This is a genomic window from Altericroceibacterium endophyticum (assembly GCF_009827595.1).
GTDB classification, from domain to species: Bacteria; Pseudomonadota; Alphaproteobacteria; order Sphingomonadales; family Sphingomonadaceae; genus Altericroceibacterium; species Altericroceibacterium endophyticum.
This window is the reverse complement of the sequence record NZ_WTYT01000002.1, coordinates 165,704-184,624: the sequence shown is the minus strand read 5'-3', so window position 1 is coordinate 184,624 and position 18,921 is coordinate 165,704. Positions and strand designations below refer to the sequence as shown.

17 protein-coding genes are annotated in these 18,921 nt (G+C 59.3%); 7 read left to right on the top strand and 10 right to left on the bottom strand.

All coding sequences use genetic code 11. The annotated features are described in order from the left end of the window. Positions 1–20 precede the first annotated feature (20 nt). Together ruvB and GRI91_RS04850 are read left to right on the top strand one after the other, a co-directional pair. Positions 21–1,058: a Holliday junction branch migration DNA helicase RuvB gene (gene ruvB / locus GRI91_RS04855; protein WP_160735511.1), complete on the top strand. Its 1,038-nt coding sequence runs from the start codon at positions 21–23 to the stop codon at positions 1,056–1,058. Positions 1,059–1,187: 129 nt separating this feature from the next. Beyond that, positions 1,188–1,853: a PEP-CTERM sorting domain-containing protein gene (locus GRI91_RS04850; protein WP_160735510.1), complete on the top strand. Its 666-nt coding sequence runs from the start codon at positions 1,188–1,190 to the stop codon at positions 1,851–1,853. 124 nt (positions 1,854–1,977) lie between these two features. On the opposite strand, the gene acnA is transcribed toward GRI91_RS04850, so the two are convergent. Next, positions 1,978–4,653 (bottom strand): aconitate hydratase AcnA, encoded by a 2,676-nt coding sequence (gene acnA, locus GRI91_RS04845; protein ID WP_160735509.1) that lies wholly within the window; start codon positions 4,651–4,653, stop codon positions 1,978–1,980. 160 nt (positions 4,654–4,813) lie between these two features. On the opposite strand from acnA, the gene GRI91_RS04840 reads away from it, so the two are divergent. Beyond that, positions 4,814–5,020: a hypothetical protein gene (locus GRI91_RS04840; RefSeq protein WP_160735508.1), complete on the top strand. Its 207-nt coding sequence runs from the start codon at positions 4,814–4,816 to the stop codon at positions 5,018–5,020. 165 nt (positions 5,021–5,185) lie between these two features. Further along, a complete protein-coding gene (locus tag GRI91_RS04835; RefSeq protein WP_160735507.1) occupies positions 5,186–6,604 on the top strand; it encodes a L,D-transpeptidase family protein in 1,419 nt (472 codons plus the stop codon). 59 nt (positions 6,605–6,663) lie between these two features. On the opposite strand, the gene GRI91_RS04830 is transcribed toward GRI91_RS04835, so the two are convergent. Further along, positions 6,664–7,320 (bottom strand): murein L,D-transpeptidase catalytic domain-containing protein, encoded by a 657-nt coding sequence (locus GRI91_RS04830; RefSeq protein WP_160735506.1) that lies wholly within the window; start codon positions 7,318–7,320, stop codon positions 6,664–6,666. 72 nt (positions 7,321–7,392) lie between these two features. Between GRI91_RS04830 and GRI91_RS04825 the strand changes: the two genes are divergently transcribed. Next, positions 7,393–7,941 carry a hypothetical protein gene (locus GRI91_RS04825; RefSeq protein ID WP_202385465.1) on the top strand — a complete coding sequence of 183 codons (549 nt, stop codon included), beginning with the start codon at positions 7,393–7,395 and terminating at the stop codon, positions 7,939–7,941. Positions 7,942–7,945: 4 nt separating this feature from the next. Here the strand turns inward: GRI91_RS04825 and ispG are convergent, their stop codons facing one another. Continuing rightward, the gene (ispG, locus tag GRI91_RS04820) at positions 7,946–9,106 is read right to left on the bottom strand and encodes a flavodoxin-dependent (E)-4-hydroxy-3-methylbut-2-enyl-diphosphate synthase (RefSeq protein WP_160735505.1); all 1,161 of its coding nucleotides are present in this window, start codon (positions 9,104–9,106) and stop codon (positions 7,946–7,948) included. Between the two features lie 133 nt (positions 9,107–9,239). Here ispG and GRI91_RS04815 point away from each other — a divergent pair, with 133 nt between their 5' ends. After that, positions 9,240–10,232, top strand: a complete 993-nt coding sequence (locus tag GRI91_RS04815) for a zinc transporter ZntB (RefSeq protein ID WP_160735504.1) — start codon at positions 9,240–9,242, stop codon at positions 10,230–10,232. Positions 10,233–10,323: 91 nt separating this feature from the next. After that, positions 10,324–12,084, top strand: coding sequence for a cation:proton antiporter domain-containing protein (locus GRI91_RS04810; protein WP_160735503.1), 1,761 nt, complete (start codon positions 10,324–10,326; stop codon positions 12,082–12,084). Between the two features lie 6 nt (positions 12,085–12,090). Here GRI91_RS04810 and GRI91_RS04805 read toward each other — a convergent pair whose 3' ends face one another. The 7 genes from GRI91_RS04805 to GRI91_RS04775 form a co-directional block, all read right to left on the bottom strand. Further along, on the bottom strand, positions 12,091–12,606 hold the full coding sequence (locus GRI91_RS04805) for a GNAT family N-acetyltransferase (protein WP_160735502.1): 516 nt from the start codon (positions 12,604–12,606) through the stop codon (positions 12,091–12,093). A 139-nt stretch (positions 12,607–12,745) separates the two neighbouring features. After that, complete coding sequence (locus tag GRI91_RS04800; protein ID WP_160735501.1) at positions 12,746–13,612, bottom strand: RDD family protein; 867 nt, start codon at positions 13,610–13,612, stop codon at positions 12,746–12,748. Beyond that, positions 13,609–14,679, bottom strand: coding sequence for a stage II sporulation protein M (locus tag GRI91_RS04795; protein ID WP_160735500.1), 1,071 nt, complete (start codon positions 14,677–14,679; stop codon positions 13,609–13,611). The genes GRI91_RS04800 and GRI91_RS04795 overlap by 4 nt, the downstream gene beginning before the upstream one ends. Continuing rightward, entirely contained in the window at positions 14,676–15,992 is a 1,317-nt protein-coding gene (locus GRI91_RS04790; protein WP_237437671.1) for a DUF58 domain-containing protein, read from the bottom strand. The genes GRI91_RS04795 and GRI91_RS04790 overlap by 4 nt, the downstream gene beginning before the upstream one ends. After that, positions 15,989–16,951, bottom strand: a complete 963-nt coding sequence (locus tag GRI91_RS04785) for an AAA family ATPase (RefSeq protein WP_419866825.1) — start codon at positions 16,949–16,951, stop codon at positions 15,989–15,991. The genes GRI91_RS04790 and GRI91_RS04785 overlap by 4 nt, the downstream gene beginning before the upstream one ends. Continuing rightward, positions 16,948–18,243: a DUF4350 domain-containing protein gene (locus GRI91_RS04780; protein ID WP_160735499.1), complete on the bottom strand. Its 1,296-nt coding sequence runs from the start codon at positions 18,241–18,243 to the stop codon at positions 16,948–16,950. The genes GRI91_RS04785 and GRI91_RS04780 overlap by 4 nt, the downstream gene beginning before the upstream one ends. After that, entirely contained in the window at positions 18,240–18,866 is a 627-nt protein-coding gene (locus tag GRI91_RS04775; protein WP_160735498.1) for a hypothetical protein, read from the bottom strand. The genes GRI91_RS04780 and GRI91_RS04775 overlap by 4 nt, the downstream gene beginning before the upstream one ends. Between the last annotated feature and the right edge of the window lie 55 nt (positions 18,867–18,921).

The following is an 18,921-nucleotide window of genomic DNA, read 5'->3' as shown; positions in this document are numbered from 1 at the left end:
GTTTCGATATGGGTTAGAACATGACCGATAACCCCAACCTTTCACCTGAGAGACAGCCAGAGGATCAGGACGCGGCGCTGCGGCCCAAGAGTCTGCGCGAATTTATCGGGCAGGAGGCGGCGCGGGACAATCTGCGGGTCTTTATCGAAAGTGCGCGCTCCCGCGAGGAGGCGATGGACCACACCTTGTTTTTCGGCCCTCCCGGTCTGGGGAAGACCACGCTGGCGCAGATCGTAGCAAAGGAGCTGGGGGTTGGCTTTCGCGCCACATCCGGCCCGGTGATTGCCAAAGCGGGCGATCTGGCGGCTTTGCTGACCAATCTCGAATCGGGTGACGTGCTGTTCATTGACGAGATCCACCGCCTCAATCCGGTGGTGGAGGAAGTGCTCTATCCGGCAATGGAGGATCGCGCGCTCGACCTGATTATCGGGGAAGGGCCATCGGCACGCTCTGTGCGAATCGACTTGCCGCCGTTTACGCTGATCGGGGCGACCACGCGGCAGGGCCTGCTGACAACGCCCTTGCGCGACCGTTTCGGCATTCCCGTGCGGCTGATCTTTTATACGGAGGATGAGCTGACGCTGGTGGTCCGGCGCGGGGCGAAATTGCTGGGCGTGGAAATCGATGATGGCGGGGCGCGTGAAATCGCCCGCCGGTCACGCGGGACACCGCGCGTTGCCGGGCGGTTGCTGCGGCGCGTGCGCGATTTCGCACATGTGGCGGGCAGTGGGCGGGTGACAGCGCAGATTGCCGACGATTCGCTGACCCGGCTGGAAGTGGATGGGCTGGGGCTGGATGCGATGGATCGGCGCTATCTGACCATGATTGCCGATATTTACAAAGGTGGACCGGTGGGTGTTGAAACGCTCTCCGCCGGGCTAGCGGAACCGCGTGACACGGTTGAGGATGTGATCGAACCCTTTCTGATCCAGTTGGGCCTGGTGGCCAGAACTGCGCGTGGCCGCTGCCTCAACGATGGTGGATGGCGACATCTGGGGCTGACGCCGCCAAGTAACGGGCCAGATATTCAGGGCGGCTTATTCGATAATGGCAAATAAATGCCTGAGTGGTTTCAATATGGGACATTGACCGGTTAGGCATTGTTTCCAGACAGTTTATCACCTCTGTAAGAGCACAAATTGTGTGGATAATGCCCCGACAGTATTTGCGGGGCTGAAGGGGAATTCATGTCGCTACGCGCTGGTTTGGCCAAATTGGCTGCCGTTATGGCCGGCGGCGCTGTAGTCGCTGGCGGCGCCGTGCATGTCGCGGAAACCCAGGTGGGCGCGACGGACATGAAAGCGGTAAAGGCAGATGGCAAGCGGATGCGCTATGTCAAAAAGCCCGCAAAGCTGGCGGCGCTTGACCCTGAGCCTGATGAACCCCGCATCAAGCGTCTGATTCCCCGTCGGGAGGACCCTGTTCCACTTGCCCCGTTGCCGACGACGGCGCAGCGGGTGTTCGATGCGCGCGGTTCATCCACTCCCGTTGTCGTGGGCGGATCGAGCGGTAATGGCTCCAGCACCTCTGGCGGTTATTTTGGTGGCTTTTTCGGCGGGTCCAGTGGCGGCTATTATGTCAGCACATCGACCAGCAGCGGCGGCGATGGTGATGGCTCGACCTCATCGAGTTCAAGTTCTTCGTCGTCGTCCTCTTCCTCTTCGTCTTCTTCGTCGAGCTCGTCTTCCACGACGACAACCACGACAACGACTTCAGGGGGCGAGTGTTGCGACAAGCCGGATGAACCCAAGGATCCGCCTACGCCCGTTCCCGCACCGCCGATCATTTTGCTGTTCGGCGCGGGTGCAGCGGCGATTTTTATGCGCCGTAGGGCTGTGCGTAAAGCTGACTAAACGGCGGGCTGGGTAACCGGCGTATTGCTCACCGGGCGGCTGGCAGCAGCTGTCTCAACACCGACGCTGAAACGAAAAAGGCCCCGCAAATTGCGGGGCCTTTTCTTATGCGCTGTATGCGGCCTTACTTGGCAAGGTTACGCAGCACGTAGTGCAGAATGCCGCCATTCTTGTAATATTCCATTTCGTTGGCGGTATCGATCCGGCACTTGGCGGTGAAGGTGAAGCTGTCGCCATTCGGGCGTGTCACTTCGACCTGCACGTCCTGAGCGGGCGTGAGATTGGCAAGACCCTTGATCGTGAACTGATCATCACCGGTCAGGCCCAGTGTTTCGCGCGTGTCACCATCGGCGAATTGCAGCGGCAACACGCCCATGCCGACCAGGTTCGACCGGTGGATGCGTTCATAGCTTTCGGTGATCACAGCACGCACGCCCAGCAGGATCGTGCCCTTGGCTGCCCAGTCACGGCTGGAGCCGGTGCCGTATTCCTTACCGGCCACAACCACCAGCGGGGTGTTGTCTTCACGATGCTTCATAGCAGCATCGTAAATGGCCATCTGCTCACCCTTATAGGTGGTCATGCCGCCTTCGACACCCGGAACCATTTCATTGCGGATACGGATATTGGCGAAGGTGCCGCGCATCATCACTTCATGATTGCCGCGACGCGAACCATAGGAGTTGAAGTCCTTCTTCTCCACGCCGTGTTCGAGGAGATAACGGCCTGCGGGGCTGTCTTCCTTGATCGAACCGGCGGGCGAAATATGGTCGGTCGTGACCGAATCGCCCAGAATGGCGAGCGGCTTGGCGCCTTCAATATCGCTGACCGGAGCAGGCTCCATGCCCATCCCGTCAAAATAAGGCGGGTTGGCAACATAGGTCGAATCGGCGCGCCACTGATAGGTGTCCGAACCTTCGACATTGATCGCCTGCCAATGCTCGTCGCCCTTATAGACATCGGCATAACGGCTTTCGAACATCGTGCGATCAATCGAGCTGTTACGAAGATCAGAGATTTCCTGATTGGAAGGCCAGATATCCTTGAGGAACACGTCCTGGCCGTTCTTATCCTGACCAATCGGGGTGGTGGTGATGTCTTCGGTCACCGTCCCCTTCAGCGCATAGGCCACAACCAGCGGCGGCGAAGCGAGGAAGTTGGCGCGTACATCGGGTGAGACGCGGCCTTCAAAGTTGCGGTTGCCCGACAGGACGGATGCCGCAACGATGTTGTTTTCGTTGATCGCCTTGCTGATCGGCGGCGCCAGCGGGCCGGAGTTACCGATACAGGTGGTGCAACCATAGCCAACCAGATCGAAGCCGATTGCGTCGAGATGCGTCTGCAGGCCGGCTTTGATCAGATAGTCGGTCACAACCTTGGAACCGGGGGCGAGCGAGGTCTTTACCCAAGGTTTCGGCTTGAGGCCCAGCTCATGCGCTTTCTTGGCGACGAGGCCGGCGGCGAGCAGCACATCCGGGTTGGACGTATTGGTACAGGACGTGATGGCCGCAATGACGACATCGCCATCACCCACATCGTGACCGGCATCATCCACGCTGACGCGCACGGGCGCATCCTTGTTGTAGAGCGTCTTCAGATCGGAATTGAACAATTCGTCCACTTCCGGAAGGATGACCTTGTCCTGCGGGCGCTTGGGACCGGCGAGCGAGGGGACCACGCTGCCAAGGTCGAGTTCCAGCGTATCGGTGAAGACTGGATCGGGGTTCGACGGATCGGCCCAGAAACCCTGCTTCTTGGCATAGGCTTCAACCAGTTGAACCTGCTGTTCGTCACGGCCCGTGAGGCGCAGATATTCCAGCGTCTTGTCATCAATGCCGAAGAAGCCGCAAGTCGCGCCATATTCGGGAGCCATATTGGCCAGCGTCGCACGATCGGCGAGGCTGAGCGCACCAAGACCGGGGCCGAAATATTCGACGAAGCTGCCAACCACACCCTTTTCACGCAGCATCTGCACGCAGGTGAGCACGAGATCGGTGGCGGTGACGCCTTCTGCCATCTTGCCGGTGAATTTGAAGCCGACGACTTCTGGGATCAGCATGGAAATCGGCTGGCCGAGCATGGCTGCTTCGGCTTCGATGCCGCCAACGCCCCAGCCAAGCACGCCAAGGCCGTTGATCATGGTGGTGTGGCTGTCTGTGCCGACGCAGGTGTCGGGATAGGCGACCAGATCGCCATTTTCATCTTCGCTGGTCCATACGCCCTGCGCGATGTGCTCCAGATTGACCTGGTGGCAAATGCCGGTGCCCGGGGGAACCGCCATGAAGTTTTCAAGGCTCTTGGCGCCCCATTTCAGGAAGTCATAGCGTTCCGCGTTACGCTCATATTCCAGTTCCATGTTCTTTTCGAACGCTTTGGGATGGCCGAATTCGTCCACCATCACCGAATGGTCGATCACCAGATTGACCGGAACCTGCGGATTGATCTTGGCCGTATCGCCGCCCAGAGCGGAGATGCCGTCACGCATCGCGGCCAGATCGACGACGCAGGGAACGCCGGTGAAATCCTGCAGCAATACGCGCGCCGGGCGGTACTGGATTTCCTTGCCGGTCTTGGGATTTTTCTGCCAGTCGGCAATCGCCTGAACATCGGCAGTGGAAACGGTGAAGCCGTCATCTTCGAAACGAAGCATATTTTCCAGCAGGACCTTCAGGGAGAAGGGGAGGCGGGAAACGTCGCCGATTTTCTCGGCGGCTTTTTCGAATGAATAATAGGATATGGTTTTGCCGCCCACTTCCATCGTGGTGCGAGTATCGAGCGAATTCTTGCCGACCTGGGTCATTGATGCGCTGTCCTTCCTGTTTGGGACCAACCGTCCACACTATGCGCATGAACGACGGGATTTTGCCGTGGCACCTGCGCGGTTAAACGCGCAAGGTCAAGGGGCACACATAACGGGAACAGCTTGTCCGGCCCTGTTGTTCCGCTAAAGAGCAAGAGAAATGCTTGGAACATCGAACAAACCACAAGATCCGATCTATGTCATCCCCATGGCGCTCGCGTTGGCTCTGGCGGCTTTTGCCGGGGGCGGGCTGGGGCTGCTGTGGGATTCGGTGGAGCACAGCGGAGATGATGCCGTGCAAGCTGAAAATTCTCCTGATTCTGCGCAATCGGCAGATACTGAGGCAGAAAATAGCGCGAAGGAGTGAGGGGTCTGCATCGCCGCCTGAGCGTACGGAATGCGCAATAATTCAGCATATGGTCAGCAAATCCATGCCAATGGGTGAGAGGTAAAAGCACCTCCGGGCATGACGAGCAAGGAACGGCCCGGCTGCAAAAACGCTTTGTCTCTGAGACAATAAAGAAAGACTCCCATGATCAATTCGCGTGCACTTCCGGTTTTTGTCAGCGTGATGGCCCTAATGTCGGCCAATGTGGCCGCGGCACAGCAACGCGGGACGGCTGCGAATAATCAGCGCGCCGAACCTGAATCGCTGCTCCCGGCGGTGGCTCCCACACCGGCGACTACGCCTGCCCCGGGGGCATCTCCTGCGCCGGCACCGGTATCGACCTCGCAGCCGATTATTCAGCCTTTGCCAGGCGTTGATCCGCTGCAACCGGACAAGGCACCCCTGCAAGAATGGAATATTGACGATGCCGCGGCGCTGCTCGGCTTCATTCGCAACATCGCTTCCGAGGGGCTGGACCCGGAGGAATACCATCCTGAGGATTTGTTCGACGCTATTCAGACCGGTGAAAATCTGAATGAAGTCGCAAGCCGCAGCTTTGTGTGGCTGGTGGAGGATCTGCGCGACGGGCGCACGCCCATGGACGCGCGCAAGCAATGGTTCGTGGTTGATCCCGATCCCGATCTGATGCCGACCGGCGAATTGATGGTTGAGGCACTGGATAACCATGATGTGGTGGTCGTGCTGAAGGGGCTGAACCCGATCCACCCCGATTATGCAGCGTTGAAGAAAGCGCTGGCCGATACGCCGGAAGCCAAGGAGGATCGCCGCAAACTGATCCGCGCGAATATGGATCGCTGGCGCTGGTTGCCGCGCGATTTGGGCACGCAATATCTGATGACCAATGTACCGGAATATCAGCTGCGCCTGACGGTGAATGACAACATCATCCGTTCCTACAAAACCATTGTCGGCAAGCCTGGACGTACGGCCACGCCGCAATTGATGGAACAGGTGCGAGGCGTAGTGTTCAATCCGACTTGGACCGTACCGCAAAGCATTGTGAAGGGCGAAGGGCTCGGTGAGCGTGTGCTCAACAATCCATCATGGGCCGCGAACAAGGGTTATAAGGCAACGCGCGGCGAAAATGGTTATATCAGCGTGGTGCAGCAGCCGGGGCCGACCAACTCGCTTGGTCGGATGAAGCTCGACATGCCGAACGAGCACGCCATCTTCCTGCATGACACCCCCGCGCGTAATCTGTTCAACAATAAGGACAGGGCGCTCAGCCACGGCTGTATCCGCACCGAACGCGCGCTGGAGCTCGCTATAACCATGGCGATACTGGGCGATGGTGTGGATAAGGATGGTGCTGTCGAAATCGCCAATTCCGGTGAATATACCAAGGTGGCGCTCGAAAAGACGATGCCGGTCTATATCACCTATTTTACCATGGCGACCGACATTAACGGCACTATGTCGACCTTCAGCGACATTTACGACCGCGATGCACCCGTGCTGGCGAGCCTCGACAAACCCCGGGTACGAAACCGTGCGCGCGTCACCGATGAAGAGGTCGTGCCGATCGAAGCACCGGGCGCCTGAAACAGGTCAAAGCCGGGACATCTTATCCGTAAAGGGTGGATCGTTCCGGCTTTTTTAAATCAAAATATGGGCGGGGATGGCGGTACGGTACCGTCGCCGGGCAGATCGAGCTTATCGGCATAAAGCAACCGGCCGCCGGAAAGATGCCATAAGGCTTCGCGGAAGTCCTCCGGCCCCATTGCAAAGCAACCATTGGAGCGGCCCAGCCGGCCCCAGCGATCAACATGCGCCTGCGTGGCGTAATCGGCCGAATGCATAACAATTGCCCGGGGCAGGGCCAGATTATTGCTCTCATCCAATCCGCCCAGCCGGATCGAGGTGCCATAGCGGCCCTTATACCATTCCCATGTCACATAGGCGCCGCGACTGGTGCAATTGGAGCCTTCGACATTGGAAAAATAGTTGAGATACCCATCATGCTCAGGGTCTGACCCGTCACCATGCGTCACGAGGAACGAGCGGACCGATCCATCCTCAAGATTGGCGAAATGAAATCGCGGCTTGCTGGAATGGGCGCTGAAATCCGCAATTCCCGCAATGTCTCTGCGCCACAGGGCATCGCCCGCGCGGGCAACTTCGCGGCGCGCAATGTCCAGAATACGTGCTTCATTCTCGGTTACGCTGCGCGCTTGCGCAAATAGGCGCGCCGGAGCGGCCAGCGCGGCGCCGGTGCCAAGACTGGCTGAAAGCAGTGTGCGGCGTGATAGTATGGTCATTATGGGCCCACATATAGCGCAATTGAGGTAGCCGGGAAGTGAACGCTTCATCTTTTCGATCGTTGGAGGCCTATGCGCGCCAAAACACCTCGCCAGCTTGCCGCAGTTTTGCCAGCTCTCGCTCTTATCGGCGCTTGTCAGCATGAGGCAGCGCCGTCACCGGCGGTAGCCACAGCAGCGCCTGCGCCGCAGCGGCAAAATCAATCAGAGCCTGCGATCAATGCGGCTCCAGAGACAAACATCACGAAGACGAATATTCTCAGCGCTGAAGCCGCAAATAGGCTGCGGCACAATAGCGGGGTCACCTTGCAATGGATCGGCTGGGATCAGCGCGGCACACTCAACGCGTGGAATGACCGGGGCCTGATCCGTCTGAAAGGCGGGCAGCGTTCGGATGATCAACCCGGCGGGTTAACGCTGGAGGGCGTCGTCACCGAAATTGGCGCGGACCATTTCGTGTTTGATGGCCGGATCACCATAAAGGACACGCCCGATATCGGGCGTGACTGCTCCGCTGATAAAAGCTGGTATTTCGGCATCACGCAGAACCGCAAATATTGGCGGCTGCGTGAATTTGAATGGTGCGATGGCCTGACCGATTACATCGATATCTATTTCTGACCTATCACTCGGCGGCTTCTACTGCCTTGCCTGCATCACTGCCGTCAGAATCTCCGGCATCGCTCATATCGGATTCGATTTCTGCGGCTTTGGCTTCCACCAGTTCGACGATGTGGTCGAGCATATCGTCGCTTTGAACGTGATGGTCGGTAACGCCTGACAGATAGACCATATGTTTGCCGCCGCCACCGCCGGTAATGCCGATATCGGTTTCGCGCGCCTCGCCGGGGCCATTGACCACGCAGCCCAGAACCGACAGCGATAGCGGTGTCTTGATATGTTGCAGCCGCTCTTCGAGCGCCATCACCGTGCGGATAACGTCAAACCCCTGACGCGCGCAGGATGGGCAGGAAACGACGCGCACGCCCCGGGTTCTGAGACCCAGCGCTTTCAGCATTTCGAACCCGACGCGCACTTCCTCTTCCGGCTCGGCCGACAGGGACACGCGCAATGTATCACCAATACCGGCCCAGAGCAGATTGCCCATGCCGATCGAGCTTTTGACGGTTCCGCCGATCAGCCCGCCAGCTTCGGTAATACCCAGATGAAGCGGGCAATCGACTGCTTCGGCAAGGCCCATATAAGCGGCCACTGCCAGGAATACGTCGCTGGCTTTCACCGCGACCTTGAATTCATGAAAATCGTGATCCTGCAACAGCTTGATATGGTCGAGTGCGCTTTCCACCAGCGCTTCCGGGCAAGGCTCGCCATATTTTTCCAGCAGGTCGCGTTCCAGACTGCCGGCATTCACGCCAATGCGGATTGCGCAGCCATTGGCCTTCGCGGCGCGGACGACTTCTGCCACACGTTCACTGCTGCCGATATTGCCGGGGTTGATGCGCAAACAGGCGGCGCCTGCATCGGCTGCTTCCAATGCGCGTTTGTAGTGAAAGTGAATATCCGCCACCAGCGGCACTTCTGCAGCTTTGACGATTTCACCAAAGGCGGCTGTGCTGTCCGTATCCGGGCAGGATACGCGAATGATATCGGCTCCGGCCTCCTCGCAGCGGCGAATCTGATCGATTGTCGCCTTTGCATCGGACGTGAGCGTATTCGTCATGGTCTGAACGGTGATCGGCGCATCTCCGCCAACCGGGACCTTGCCCACCATGATCTGGCGGCTCTTGCGGCGGTCGATATCGCGCCATGGACGTATTGAAGACATAGGCCCCATATAGACCGTCCGCGTGACGGGTTAAAGGCAGTTAATGCGTTTGATGCTGCACTACTGAGAAGAAAACTTGCCGCGAATGCCGCTTTGCGGGAAACCAGAGCCCTTGCCAGTTATTGAGAACCCGATGCTGAACGATAATGAAGAAGACGGGCCGATGCTGTTTGGCCGGGTGCTGGACGGCACCGGAGGTGGACGCGCGATCACGTGGGAAGAGGCTCGTAAATGGGTGCCCCGCGATCCGGCAGAGCTGCTTTGGCTTCACTTGTGTCGCAATCGGGAAGGGGTTTTTGAATGGCTGGAAGGCGGCCTGTCGATACCTGAGCCCACGGCGGAATTGCTGACCAGCGATTCCACCCGGCCGCGCGCCTTTAGCGAAGCGGGCGCTCTGGTGGCGACATTGCGCGGCATCAATTTCAATCCGGGTGCTGAACCGGAGGACATGATTTCGATGCAGCTTTGGTCGGATGGCCGGCGGGTCATCACACTGCGGCGTTACCCCCTGCAAAGTCCCAGAGACGTTCTGGCGCAGATCGATAAGGGCGATGGGCCGGTGGATGCTGGCGCGTTGATTACGCAGCTGACCGAAGTGATGATTGCCCGCATGAACCGTTCGATTGTCGATATGAACGACCATATCGACCAATTGGAAGATCTCGGCACAGAAGATGATCCGGAGGACATGCTGAAGCGCATTGCCACGATCCGGCGCAATTGTCTGGCGCTGAAACGCCATATGTCGCCGCAGCATGAAGCGCTCGAATCGATTGCGCGTGAGGCGCCCGACTGGTTCGAGGCACATGACAGGCGGGAAATTAGCGAGAGTATCGATCGCTTGCGGCGCTATCTCGATGATCTGGATATCAGCAAGGAAAGCGCTCTGGTGCTGCAGGATGACATACGTGCTCGCTCCATCGCACGGTCCGAACGAACCAATTACCTGCTGACGATCGTCGCGGCGATCTTCCTCCCGCTCGGTTTTGTGACCGGACTGCTCGGCATCAATGTCGGGGGTATTCCCGGTGTTCAGGATAATGACGCCTTCTGGATCGTAGTGGGCCTGTGCTGCGCTATTCTGGCGTTGCAATTGGCGCTGTTCCGTTTCTGGAAGTGGCTCTAAAACGCTTTTCGGCCTAGCCTGTTTTGAAGTCGGCAAAGCGCATGTGCCGAGCGTGAGATTATCGTCCCAATTCAAGCGGAAGTGACATTGTATGGAAGCCCACGGGTCGATGCTTTACGAAGGGGCCATCCTGCTCGGTTTCGCGCTGGGCTTTGTGCTGATCTTCCGCCGCCTGGGGCTGGGCGCGACGCTGGGCTATCTTCTGGCTGGCGCGGTTGTCGGGCCATATATGCTCGGTCTGGTAGGCGATGCGGAAGAAAAGATCGGCATTGCCGAACTGGGCATAACCTTGCTGCTCTTTATCGTCGGGCTGGAGCTTAATCCCGCACGCTTGTGGCGGATGAAGCGGGAAATCTTCGGGCTGGGATTGCTTCAGGTGCTGTCCTGCGGGTTGGCTGTCAGCGCGATCATCTATTATTTCACGGGCTTTACGCTGGCTGCTTCGCTGGCTCTGGGACTTCCGCTGGGCCTCTCCTCAACGGCGCAGGTTTTGCCGATGCTGCAATCGGCGGGCCGGATGCGCACGCCGTTTGGGGAGCGCGCCTTCGCCATCCTGCTGTTTCAGGATCTGTCGCTGATCCCCCTCATCACCGTGATTGCTGCGCTTAGCCGCAATCCGGCGGATGCCGGTGGCCCGCCCGGCTGGGTGCTGGCGCTGTATACTGTGGCGGCGATCGCAGGACTGATTGCGGCCGGGCGTTTTGTTATTCGTCCGCTCTTCAGCCTGATTGGTGCTCTGGGTGAGCGTGAGATGTTCGTGGTGGCGGCGCTTTTCACCGTCATCGGGGCCGCGCTGGTGATGGAAATGCTGGGCCTGTCGACTGCGCTCGGGGCCTTTATCGCCGGGGTGATGCTTGCGGATTCGCCCTATCGTCATGAATTGGAAGCGGATGTTGAACCTTTCCGCTCCATCCTGCTCGGCCTTTTCTTCCTGTCTGTCGGCATGATGCTGGACCTGTCGGCCATCGCTGAAAGACCGATCTTTGTGGTGGTGATGGCTACGGCGCTGATTGCTGCCAAAACGCTCGCGATCTTTACCATTGGCCTGCTCTTCAAGATGGAATGGCGCAAAGCGCTGGCCCTGGGGCTGCTGCTTAGTCAGGGCGGCGAATTCGGCTTTGTCCTGTTTGCGCAGGCGCAGAACGCCATGTTGATCAGCGGTGAAGCGTCCAGCCTGTTTGGCGCGATCGTGACCCTGTCCATGGCGGCAACGCCGTTCCTGATGCTCATCACCAAACGCTTTCGCCGGACACCGGTGGCGGGCACAGAGGAGCGGGACGGGCCGCAATCGGATGGCGCCAGTGCGCTGGTGGTCGGATATGGCCGTTTCGGTCAGAATGTCGCGCAGATGCTGATGGCTGGCGGGGTGCCGGTGACGTTGATCGACCGTAATGTGGGGATGATCGACCGGGCCGGTGAATTTGGGGCCAAGGTCTATTTCGGCGATGGCACGCGGCTGGATCTCTTGCGGCAGGCCGGGGCGGACGAAGCGGAAGTCATCGCCTTTTGCATCGATGGCGATCAGGTCGGCCCGGATCTGGTGAAGGCCGTGCACGAGGCCTTCCCCAATGCCGCTATCTTTATTCGCGGCTACGATCGGCGCAGCGTGATCCGTTTGCGCGGTACGCCAGCCGATTTCGTCATGCGTGAAGTCATGGAATCGGCGGTCGTCATGGGACGCAAAGCGTTGAAAAACCTTGGACTGGGGGAAGAGGAGCTTGAACGCGCCGAGGTGGTATTCCGTGAAAGAGACAAGGACCGGATGAAAGAACAGTTGAAAACTGGCGATGTCCGGTCTGCGCGCCATCGCATTTTGACGAGCCCTGAAACTCAGGGCGGCGCAGAGAACTGACCCTGTTCAGAGCCGCAATTCGTACAGAAATTCGTCGTCGCGGTGATTGCCGACCCAGAAATCGATATCGGCAATCTTGCTGAAGCCATAACGGGCATAGAAACGCTGCGCGCCGAAATTCTCACTATAGACCGAAAGCTGGACGGCATCTGCGCCCGTCTGGCGGGCATAGTCGATAACCCAGTCCATCAATTGCGCGCCCAAGCCGCGGCCCGTCATCGCCGGGTCTGTATAAAGCTGGCCGAGGGCTATGGGACGGGCGGCGTTTGAATAATCGGAATACGGACTTTTTATGCGGATTTTGCAAAAGCCGATCAGCGCGTCATCCTGCTCTATCACGCGGTAGAGGAGAGCGGGATCGCTGATTTCCTGAGCTATGGTGCCCGGTGAATAGGCTTCTTCGAGAAATCGGCTGAGGTCGCTTGGGTGATAGATATGTCCGAAAGCGGAGCAAAATGCCTCCCGGCCGAGCGTGGCCAGGGCGGGAGCATCTTGGGAAAGGGCAGGGCGCAGATTCGTCATATCCACGCTCTGCCACAAATTCCTGAAAATCAGAACGTCGTGCGAAGATTGATGTTGAGCGCGTTCTTACGCCAGGTAATTTGCGCGATGTCAGGTCGGCGCACAGAATTTTGCAGCAATGCTCGCTCTTTGTTCGCGCTCAGGAATGCTTATCGGCCTTGCGTTTGCCAAAGCGCATGTCGCGCTCCAGCTTGGCGCGCAATTGCGCGTAAAAGGTTTCCAGAAATGCACGGTGATCGGAATGGCCCGGTGTCCAGCCGATTTTGCCGCAGATGGTCGTGGCCACTTCCTCCATCACCTCCGGCCGATTATCGCGCAGGATGCCTTCCAGAACCTGCAATTCATGCTCACCATAGATGCCCAGTTCCGCGTCTCCGAAGCGATATTCCTTTTCGGCGACATCAATCGACATGGCTTGCTGCAATTTGGGTTTGGGCGCTTCAATCACCCATGTTCCCGCAATCAGATCCCCGGCGCGCAGCCGATCACGGTTGAAAAAGGGGAACAGCGCAAAGCACAGGAACCAGACGAATGCGGCAATGCCAAATAGCCCGGTTTCCCATGATGTGAATGCCATTTGCAGGGGCAGAAAAATCTCAATGTCGCGCAGCAGATTGCGCGCTATTACGGATTCTGGCGTTAGCCGGCCGCCATCGCGCGCGGCCACTCTCAGTCCCATCAGCCGCTTGCCCGGCGTGGCTGCGCGAGGGCCAAGCTCAAAATAGAGGAAATTGCCATAGCGCAGCGCAAATGCGCAGATGATCAGAAATACGACCAGGAATTCCGTGGCGCCTTGATTCAGCAAACTCGCGCCGCCGATGGTGAAGATCAAAGTGAGCACCAGAACAAAGGTGACGACGCCGACCAGAATCAGATCCAGCAACACAGCGCCAAAACGCGACCCGGCCAGCGCCACGGTGACGGGCAGGGATACGCCCTCCGGCGTCACCAGATCACGCAGGCGCTGGGCAGATTTGCGGTTCGACCGGGAGATGGAAGCGTTCATGATGGGGCATCCACCTCTGGCGCGTCACGGCCGCGCCCGAAGACGAAGAAATAGAGTATCCAGAAGAGCAGCATTCCGCCGCCAATGGTGGCGCGCGCCGCCGTGCTGCCGACCAATTGCCGGGCATAGCCTTCCAGCAGCCCGGCAACGATCAGCATCATCACCACGCCCAGCATGACCTTGGCCGTCCTCTGACCGCTCGCGGCAGCGGCGCTGAGGATGGATTTTTGGCCCGGAAACGCCATTGATCGCCCAATATGCAATCCAGCGGCACCGGCGAGCAGGATGGCGAACAGCTCGGTCGTGCCATGGATGCTGAGCCAGGCGAGAAAATCGGGCGCCAGACCTGCCTGGCTAAACAGCCACAGCATGGCCCCCAGCACGGCCATATTATGGACCAGCAGCAGCAGAGAAGGAATGCCGAAGGCGAAGCCCAGCGCAAAAGCGAGAATGGCAACGGATGCGTTGTTGGAAAAAAGCGCTGCGGCAAATGTGCCCAGTCCGCCAGCATTGTCCTTGGTTTCCAGACTTTGACGCAAAATTTCTGCCGATGCACCGGGTTGGCGCTCATCCGCGAACTGGCCGGGCACCAGCGCGTAATACCATTCTGTATCGCGGTCGGTCAGCAACCAGCCAACCATGGTGCCGATGATCATGACGGTCAGGGCAATACAGATATCCAGCCAGATGGCCCGGACAGCACGGCTCAACCCGCCGCCGAAGAAACGCCGCAGCCATGTAAAAGGCGATTGCCGGGGGCCATAGACCTGAAACCAGGCGCGCCGGACCAGCGCTTCGAGATACTCCAGTGTCGCGGCATCAAGCGAGGTTTGCCGCGCCACGGCGAGGCTGGAGGCGGTGTTGCGATAGAGCACCGGGAGGTCCAGCACATCCTGATCACTCAGCCGCCGAAGCCGGTTCTTTTCCAGCGCAGTGACGATGTGTTCGAGCCGCCGCCAGTCACCTTCACGTTCCAGCCGAAAACGGTCGGAGCGCAAGGCCGCGCTTTCCAGGGCGGGCGGTGTATCGGCTTCCTGTTTGCGGAACCATGTCGTCAGCGGTTTCATCCGATTGCCTCCGCCCGGCGTTTTTCCAGATAGCGGTCGATCAGCTGAAAGCCGATCTGGTCCCATGGTGCATCCACCACATCGACACCCAGCCGTCGCAGTCGTTCCAGCACGAGGGCGCGTTGCCGCGCAAGGCGGTCAGCGGTCACGGCCTGCGCCACTTCCTCCAGCGAATTTCCGTCCAGATTGCGCATATCGGCGATTTCGCTGTCCTTCATAGTGACGAAGATCACCAGATGATGTTTCACCAGCCGGCCAAGGCTTTCAATCATCAATTCGGCCGAAGTGAGATCGGTAAAATCGGAAAAAAGGATGATGAGCGAGCGCCGTTTGAGCCGGGCGGACAAGGCCGCCAGGGCCAGCGTGAAATTGGGTTCCACGGCGTGATAATCGATCGCGGCGGCGGCCTGCTGCACGCGGTCGAACTGGCGCGCTTCGCCAAAGAAGGGGATGGCGATTTCGGGTTTGTCGGCAAAGGCGAACAAGCCGATCCGATCGCCGCCCTTCAAGGCGACATAGGCCGAAGCGAGCCCCGCTGAAACGGCGCGGTCGATCCGCGGTAATCCGTCCACCGGTTCACACATGGACTGGCCGCAATCATAGGCAAAGACGATCTGATTGTCGCGTTCGGCCTCGTTCTCCCGGGCATAGAGGCTGGTATGCCGGGCGCTGGCTTTCCAGTCGATCCGGCGCCGGTCCATGCCCGGTGCATAATCGCTGAGCGCTTCGAACTGGGTGCCTTCGCCGCGTACCCGCCGCGTCAGCAGGCCGGATCGCGCATCACGCAGAATCGTCTGCAAGGCCGGGGATCGTACGGGCGAGAGATCGGGCCAGACGCGCAGTTCCGCATCCTGATCGATCCGGTTAACTCGCGCGGCGAGGCCCAGCGGGCCATTCCATCGCAGCCAAAGGGTTTCGATGGCTCCGCTGCCGCGCCGGTTGGGCTTTAGGGTGAAGTCACCCTGCCATCTGCCGGATGTAGCGGCTGGTTCCAATTGAAGATCTGCCCGGCCGCCCGATCCAAGTCGCGGGTCAAAGGCCAGTGCGGCCGATAATCCTGCAGTGCTGCTCCGTGCCAGCTTTACGTCCAGTGAAAGTATCGTGGGGCGGCCAATTTCCGTATCATGCGCAAAAGTCAGGTCCGCATTCGCCAATCCACCCGCCAATGCACCATCCATCACGATAAGCGCCAGCAGAGCAAGCACGGCAAGCGGCAGCACCGGCCACAGGCCGGGCGCAAGCGCTCCCACCAGCACCGCGAGCGGTGCTGCCATGACGGCCAGAGACAAAGCGCGGGTGGTGGGAAGGATCAACGCGGCGCCTCTGTATCGTCGATCAGACCCGCGACCAGATCACTGATCTGTTTGCCTTCGATCTCGGCCGCGGCCGATAGCTGCACACGGTGGCGCAGCACATTGGTGGCCAGCGCTTTCACATCGTCGGGCAGCACATAATCCCGGCCATCCAGTGCTGCGCGCGCGCGGGCCGCACCGGCAAGAAGGACTGCGGCCCGGGGCGATGCCCCGCCGGAAAGGTCGGAATGATCACGCGTCGCGCGGATGAGGGCGACGATATAGCCGGCGACTTCATCGGATAGAGTAACCGTGGCCATGGCATCCTGTGCCCGGCTCAGCGCCGCCTGATCGCTTTTGGGCTCCAGCCCGAAATCTTCGGGCTTGGCCGGGCCGCTGCCCGCGCCAAAGCGCGCGACGATCGCCGTTTCTTCTTCCAAGCTGGGGTAGGGCAGGACCAGCTTGAACAGAAACCGGTCGAGCTGCGCCTCGGGCAGAGGGTAAACGCCCTGATGTTCGATCGGATTTTGCGTTGCCACCACCATGAAGCGGCCCGGCAAATCATGCGTTTCCCCATCCAGCGTGACGCGGCGTTCCTGCATCGCTTCCAGCAGGGCGGCCTGTGTCTTGGGCGGGGTGCGGTTGATTTCATCGGCCAGGATTAATTCACGGAAGATCGGGCCGCGCGTCAGGGTGAACTGGCTCGTCTGGAAATTGAACAGGTTGGAACCCAGAATATCCCCGGGCAGCAGATCCGGCGTGAACTGGATGCGACCAAAGTCCATGCCCGTAGCGCGTGCAAAACACTGGGCAAGGAAGGTCTTCGCCGTCCCGGGAGGGCCTTCCAGCAAGGCATGGCCGCGCGCCAGCAATGCGATCAGCAAATGATCGATCACATCGTCCTGACCGACAATAGCCTTGCCAATTTCAGCGCGGATGGCGTTCGCCATGGCGCGTGTTTCATCGAGTGTCATGGTCATCGGCTGAGTGTCCTTTCCATTTGACGCAGCGCTTTGGCAGCGCGCAACACGTCATGGGGGCGGCTGGCCTGCCGCAAAGATTTGAGGGATTGTTCAAAGGCTTGTGCGTCCAGTTCACGGGCGGAGAGGGCGCGGAAAACGGCTTCATCACGCTCTGTATCCTGTCGCTGGCTGATGCCCAGTCGGGCGGCCAGCCGGTCCATGATGATATCGGCATAGGGCGCGCCCAGCAGGCGGTAACGCTTGGTCCGCTGGATCAGCGCAGCACCATTGCGGATCAGCTGTTCCTTACCCTTGGCAAAGGCTGGTTCATCGCGCAGCGGCGGACCGAAGCGGACAAAACCGCGCCAGCCAACCAGCAATGCTGCAAAAATCAGGCATAATGTCGCGGCCAGGAAAGGCGGTTCGAATGCGAGGGTGAGCAGGTTCCGCGTGGCGCCCAGACCATGAAATGTCAGATCGAAGACGACCGGCAGATCCTGCCCTTCCAACGCCAGATCTGTCACCATTACCGCCAGACGGGCGCGGGCGACATCTGCCATGCCGTAATTATTCATCAGATCAGGTTCGGCCACGAGGATGACAGGATAGAGATCGACATTGTCGGGGTCGCTCTCCGTCACTCCGGCTGCGGCGGCGAGGCCCGGATAGGAATATCCATCCTGCATATAGCCAACCAGCGTGCGGCCTTCGCTATCCGTCACCAGCGCGGGCCATCCGTCACCAGACAGGCTTTGAACTTCTTTGGTGTCGGGCAAGGTGCCGCTCAAAGAAAGACCGCGCCATTGCGGCTTGCTTTCCGGCAGCTCTTTCAAAGTGACCTTCAGCTCGCCCAGCGACATAACGCTATCCGCCCAGCTCGGGGTCATGGCGCCGCTAAGACCAATCCAGCCTTTCTTCGCTTCCACGCCCGGTATTCTGGAGGCATCAAATGTCCACCATTTGGGAACGATCAGAATCGTTGGCCCGATATAGCGCCGCTCGGCAATAAGGTCGGACAGGTCTTCGCTATCGGCACTGCTGGGCGGTGACATGATCAGCAGATTTTCGTTTTGTAAGGCCGATTTTGTGCGGGATAATGCGACGTCATAGCCACGCCGCTCCAGCAATTCTGCCAGAGCGGAATAACCATTCAGGCCATTTCCCGCTGCATGCGCGCCGCCATTGCGACCATTGTCGCCCGTAAGGCCGGCCCCCAGCGCATAGAGTGCGAGAAGAAAGGCAAGGCCGCCGACCACCACCAGCAAGATGACGCTGCGCGGGGAAAAGGCGCTGAATCTGCGCGTGCTCATGCCGATTGTGCCCGGCTGGACAGGGCGAAATCTGCATAGGCCTCACGCGCCAGCGTCCAATCCTCCGCTGACAGATCGTGCAGCGCAAACAGGCTCCGCTCCACGCGGCTGGCAATGACGCGAAAGGCGGTGCGGGCCTTGTCCGACAGAATCGGCAAGGTGGCAATTTCGCGCGCCGTGCTGGATGGTTCGATGACATCTGGCCGGAACCGCGAGATGTCGTCTACGCTGCGCTGCAGGAGCAAATGGATTGCGGCTTCATATTGTCCTTCTGCAGCCAGGGCGTCGGCATCCTGCAACAGCGCCTGAGCCTGATTCTGCTGCGGGCTCCATGCTTCCTCCTCGGCATCTTCGGATGACTGGCGGGCCTGTAACAGCATCGGGCCGACCAGTTTCCAGAGAACGAACAGCAGGACTGCTATGGCAAGGCCGAGCAGTATCCAGCGTGTAACAGGCCAGGAAAGGCCGATTGCTTTGCCAACGGGGGAAAGAAAATCTGACAGCCATGCCAGCGCGCGCTCCAGCCAGCCCGGCGGAGTCGCTTTTTCGGGGAGTTGCACAGGGGCAAATTGCGTTTCAGCATTGGCACGGACAGCTTCCCAATCTTGTGTGAAGCTACTCATGGCCCAACATTACTCCCACTCATCACCTTCGTGACTTGGCATTTCACCAGTAAGC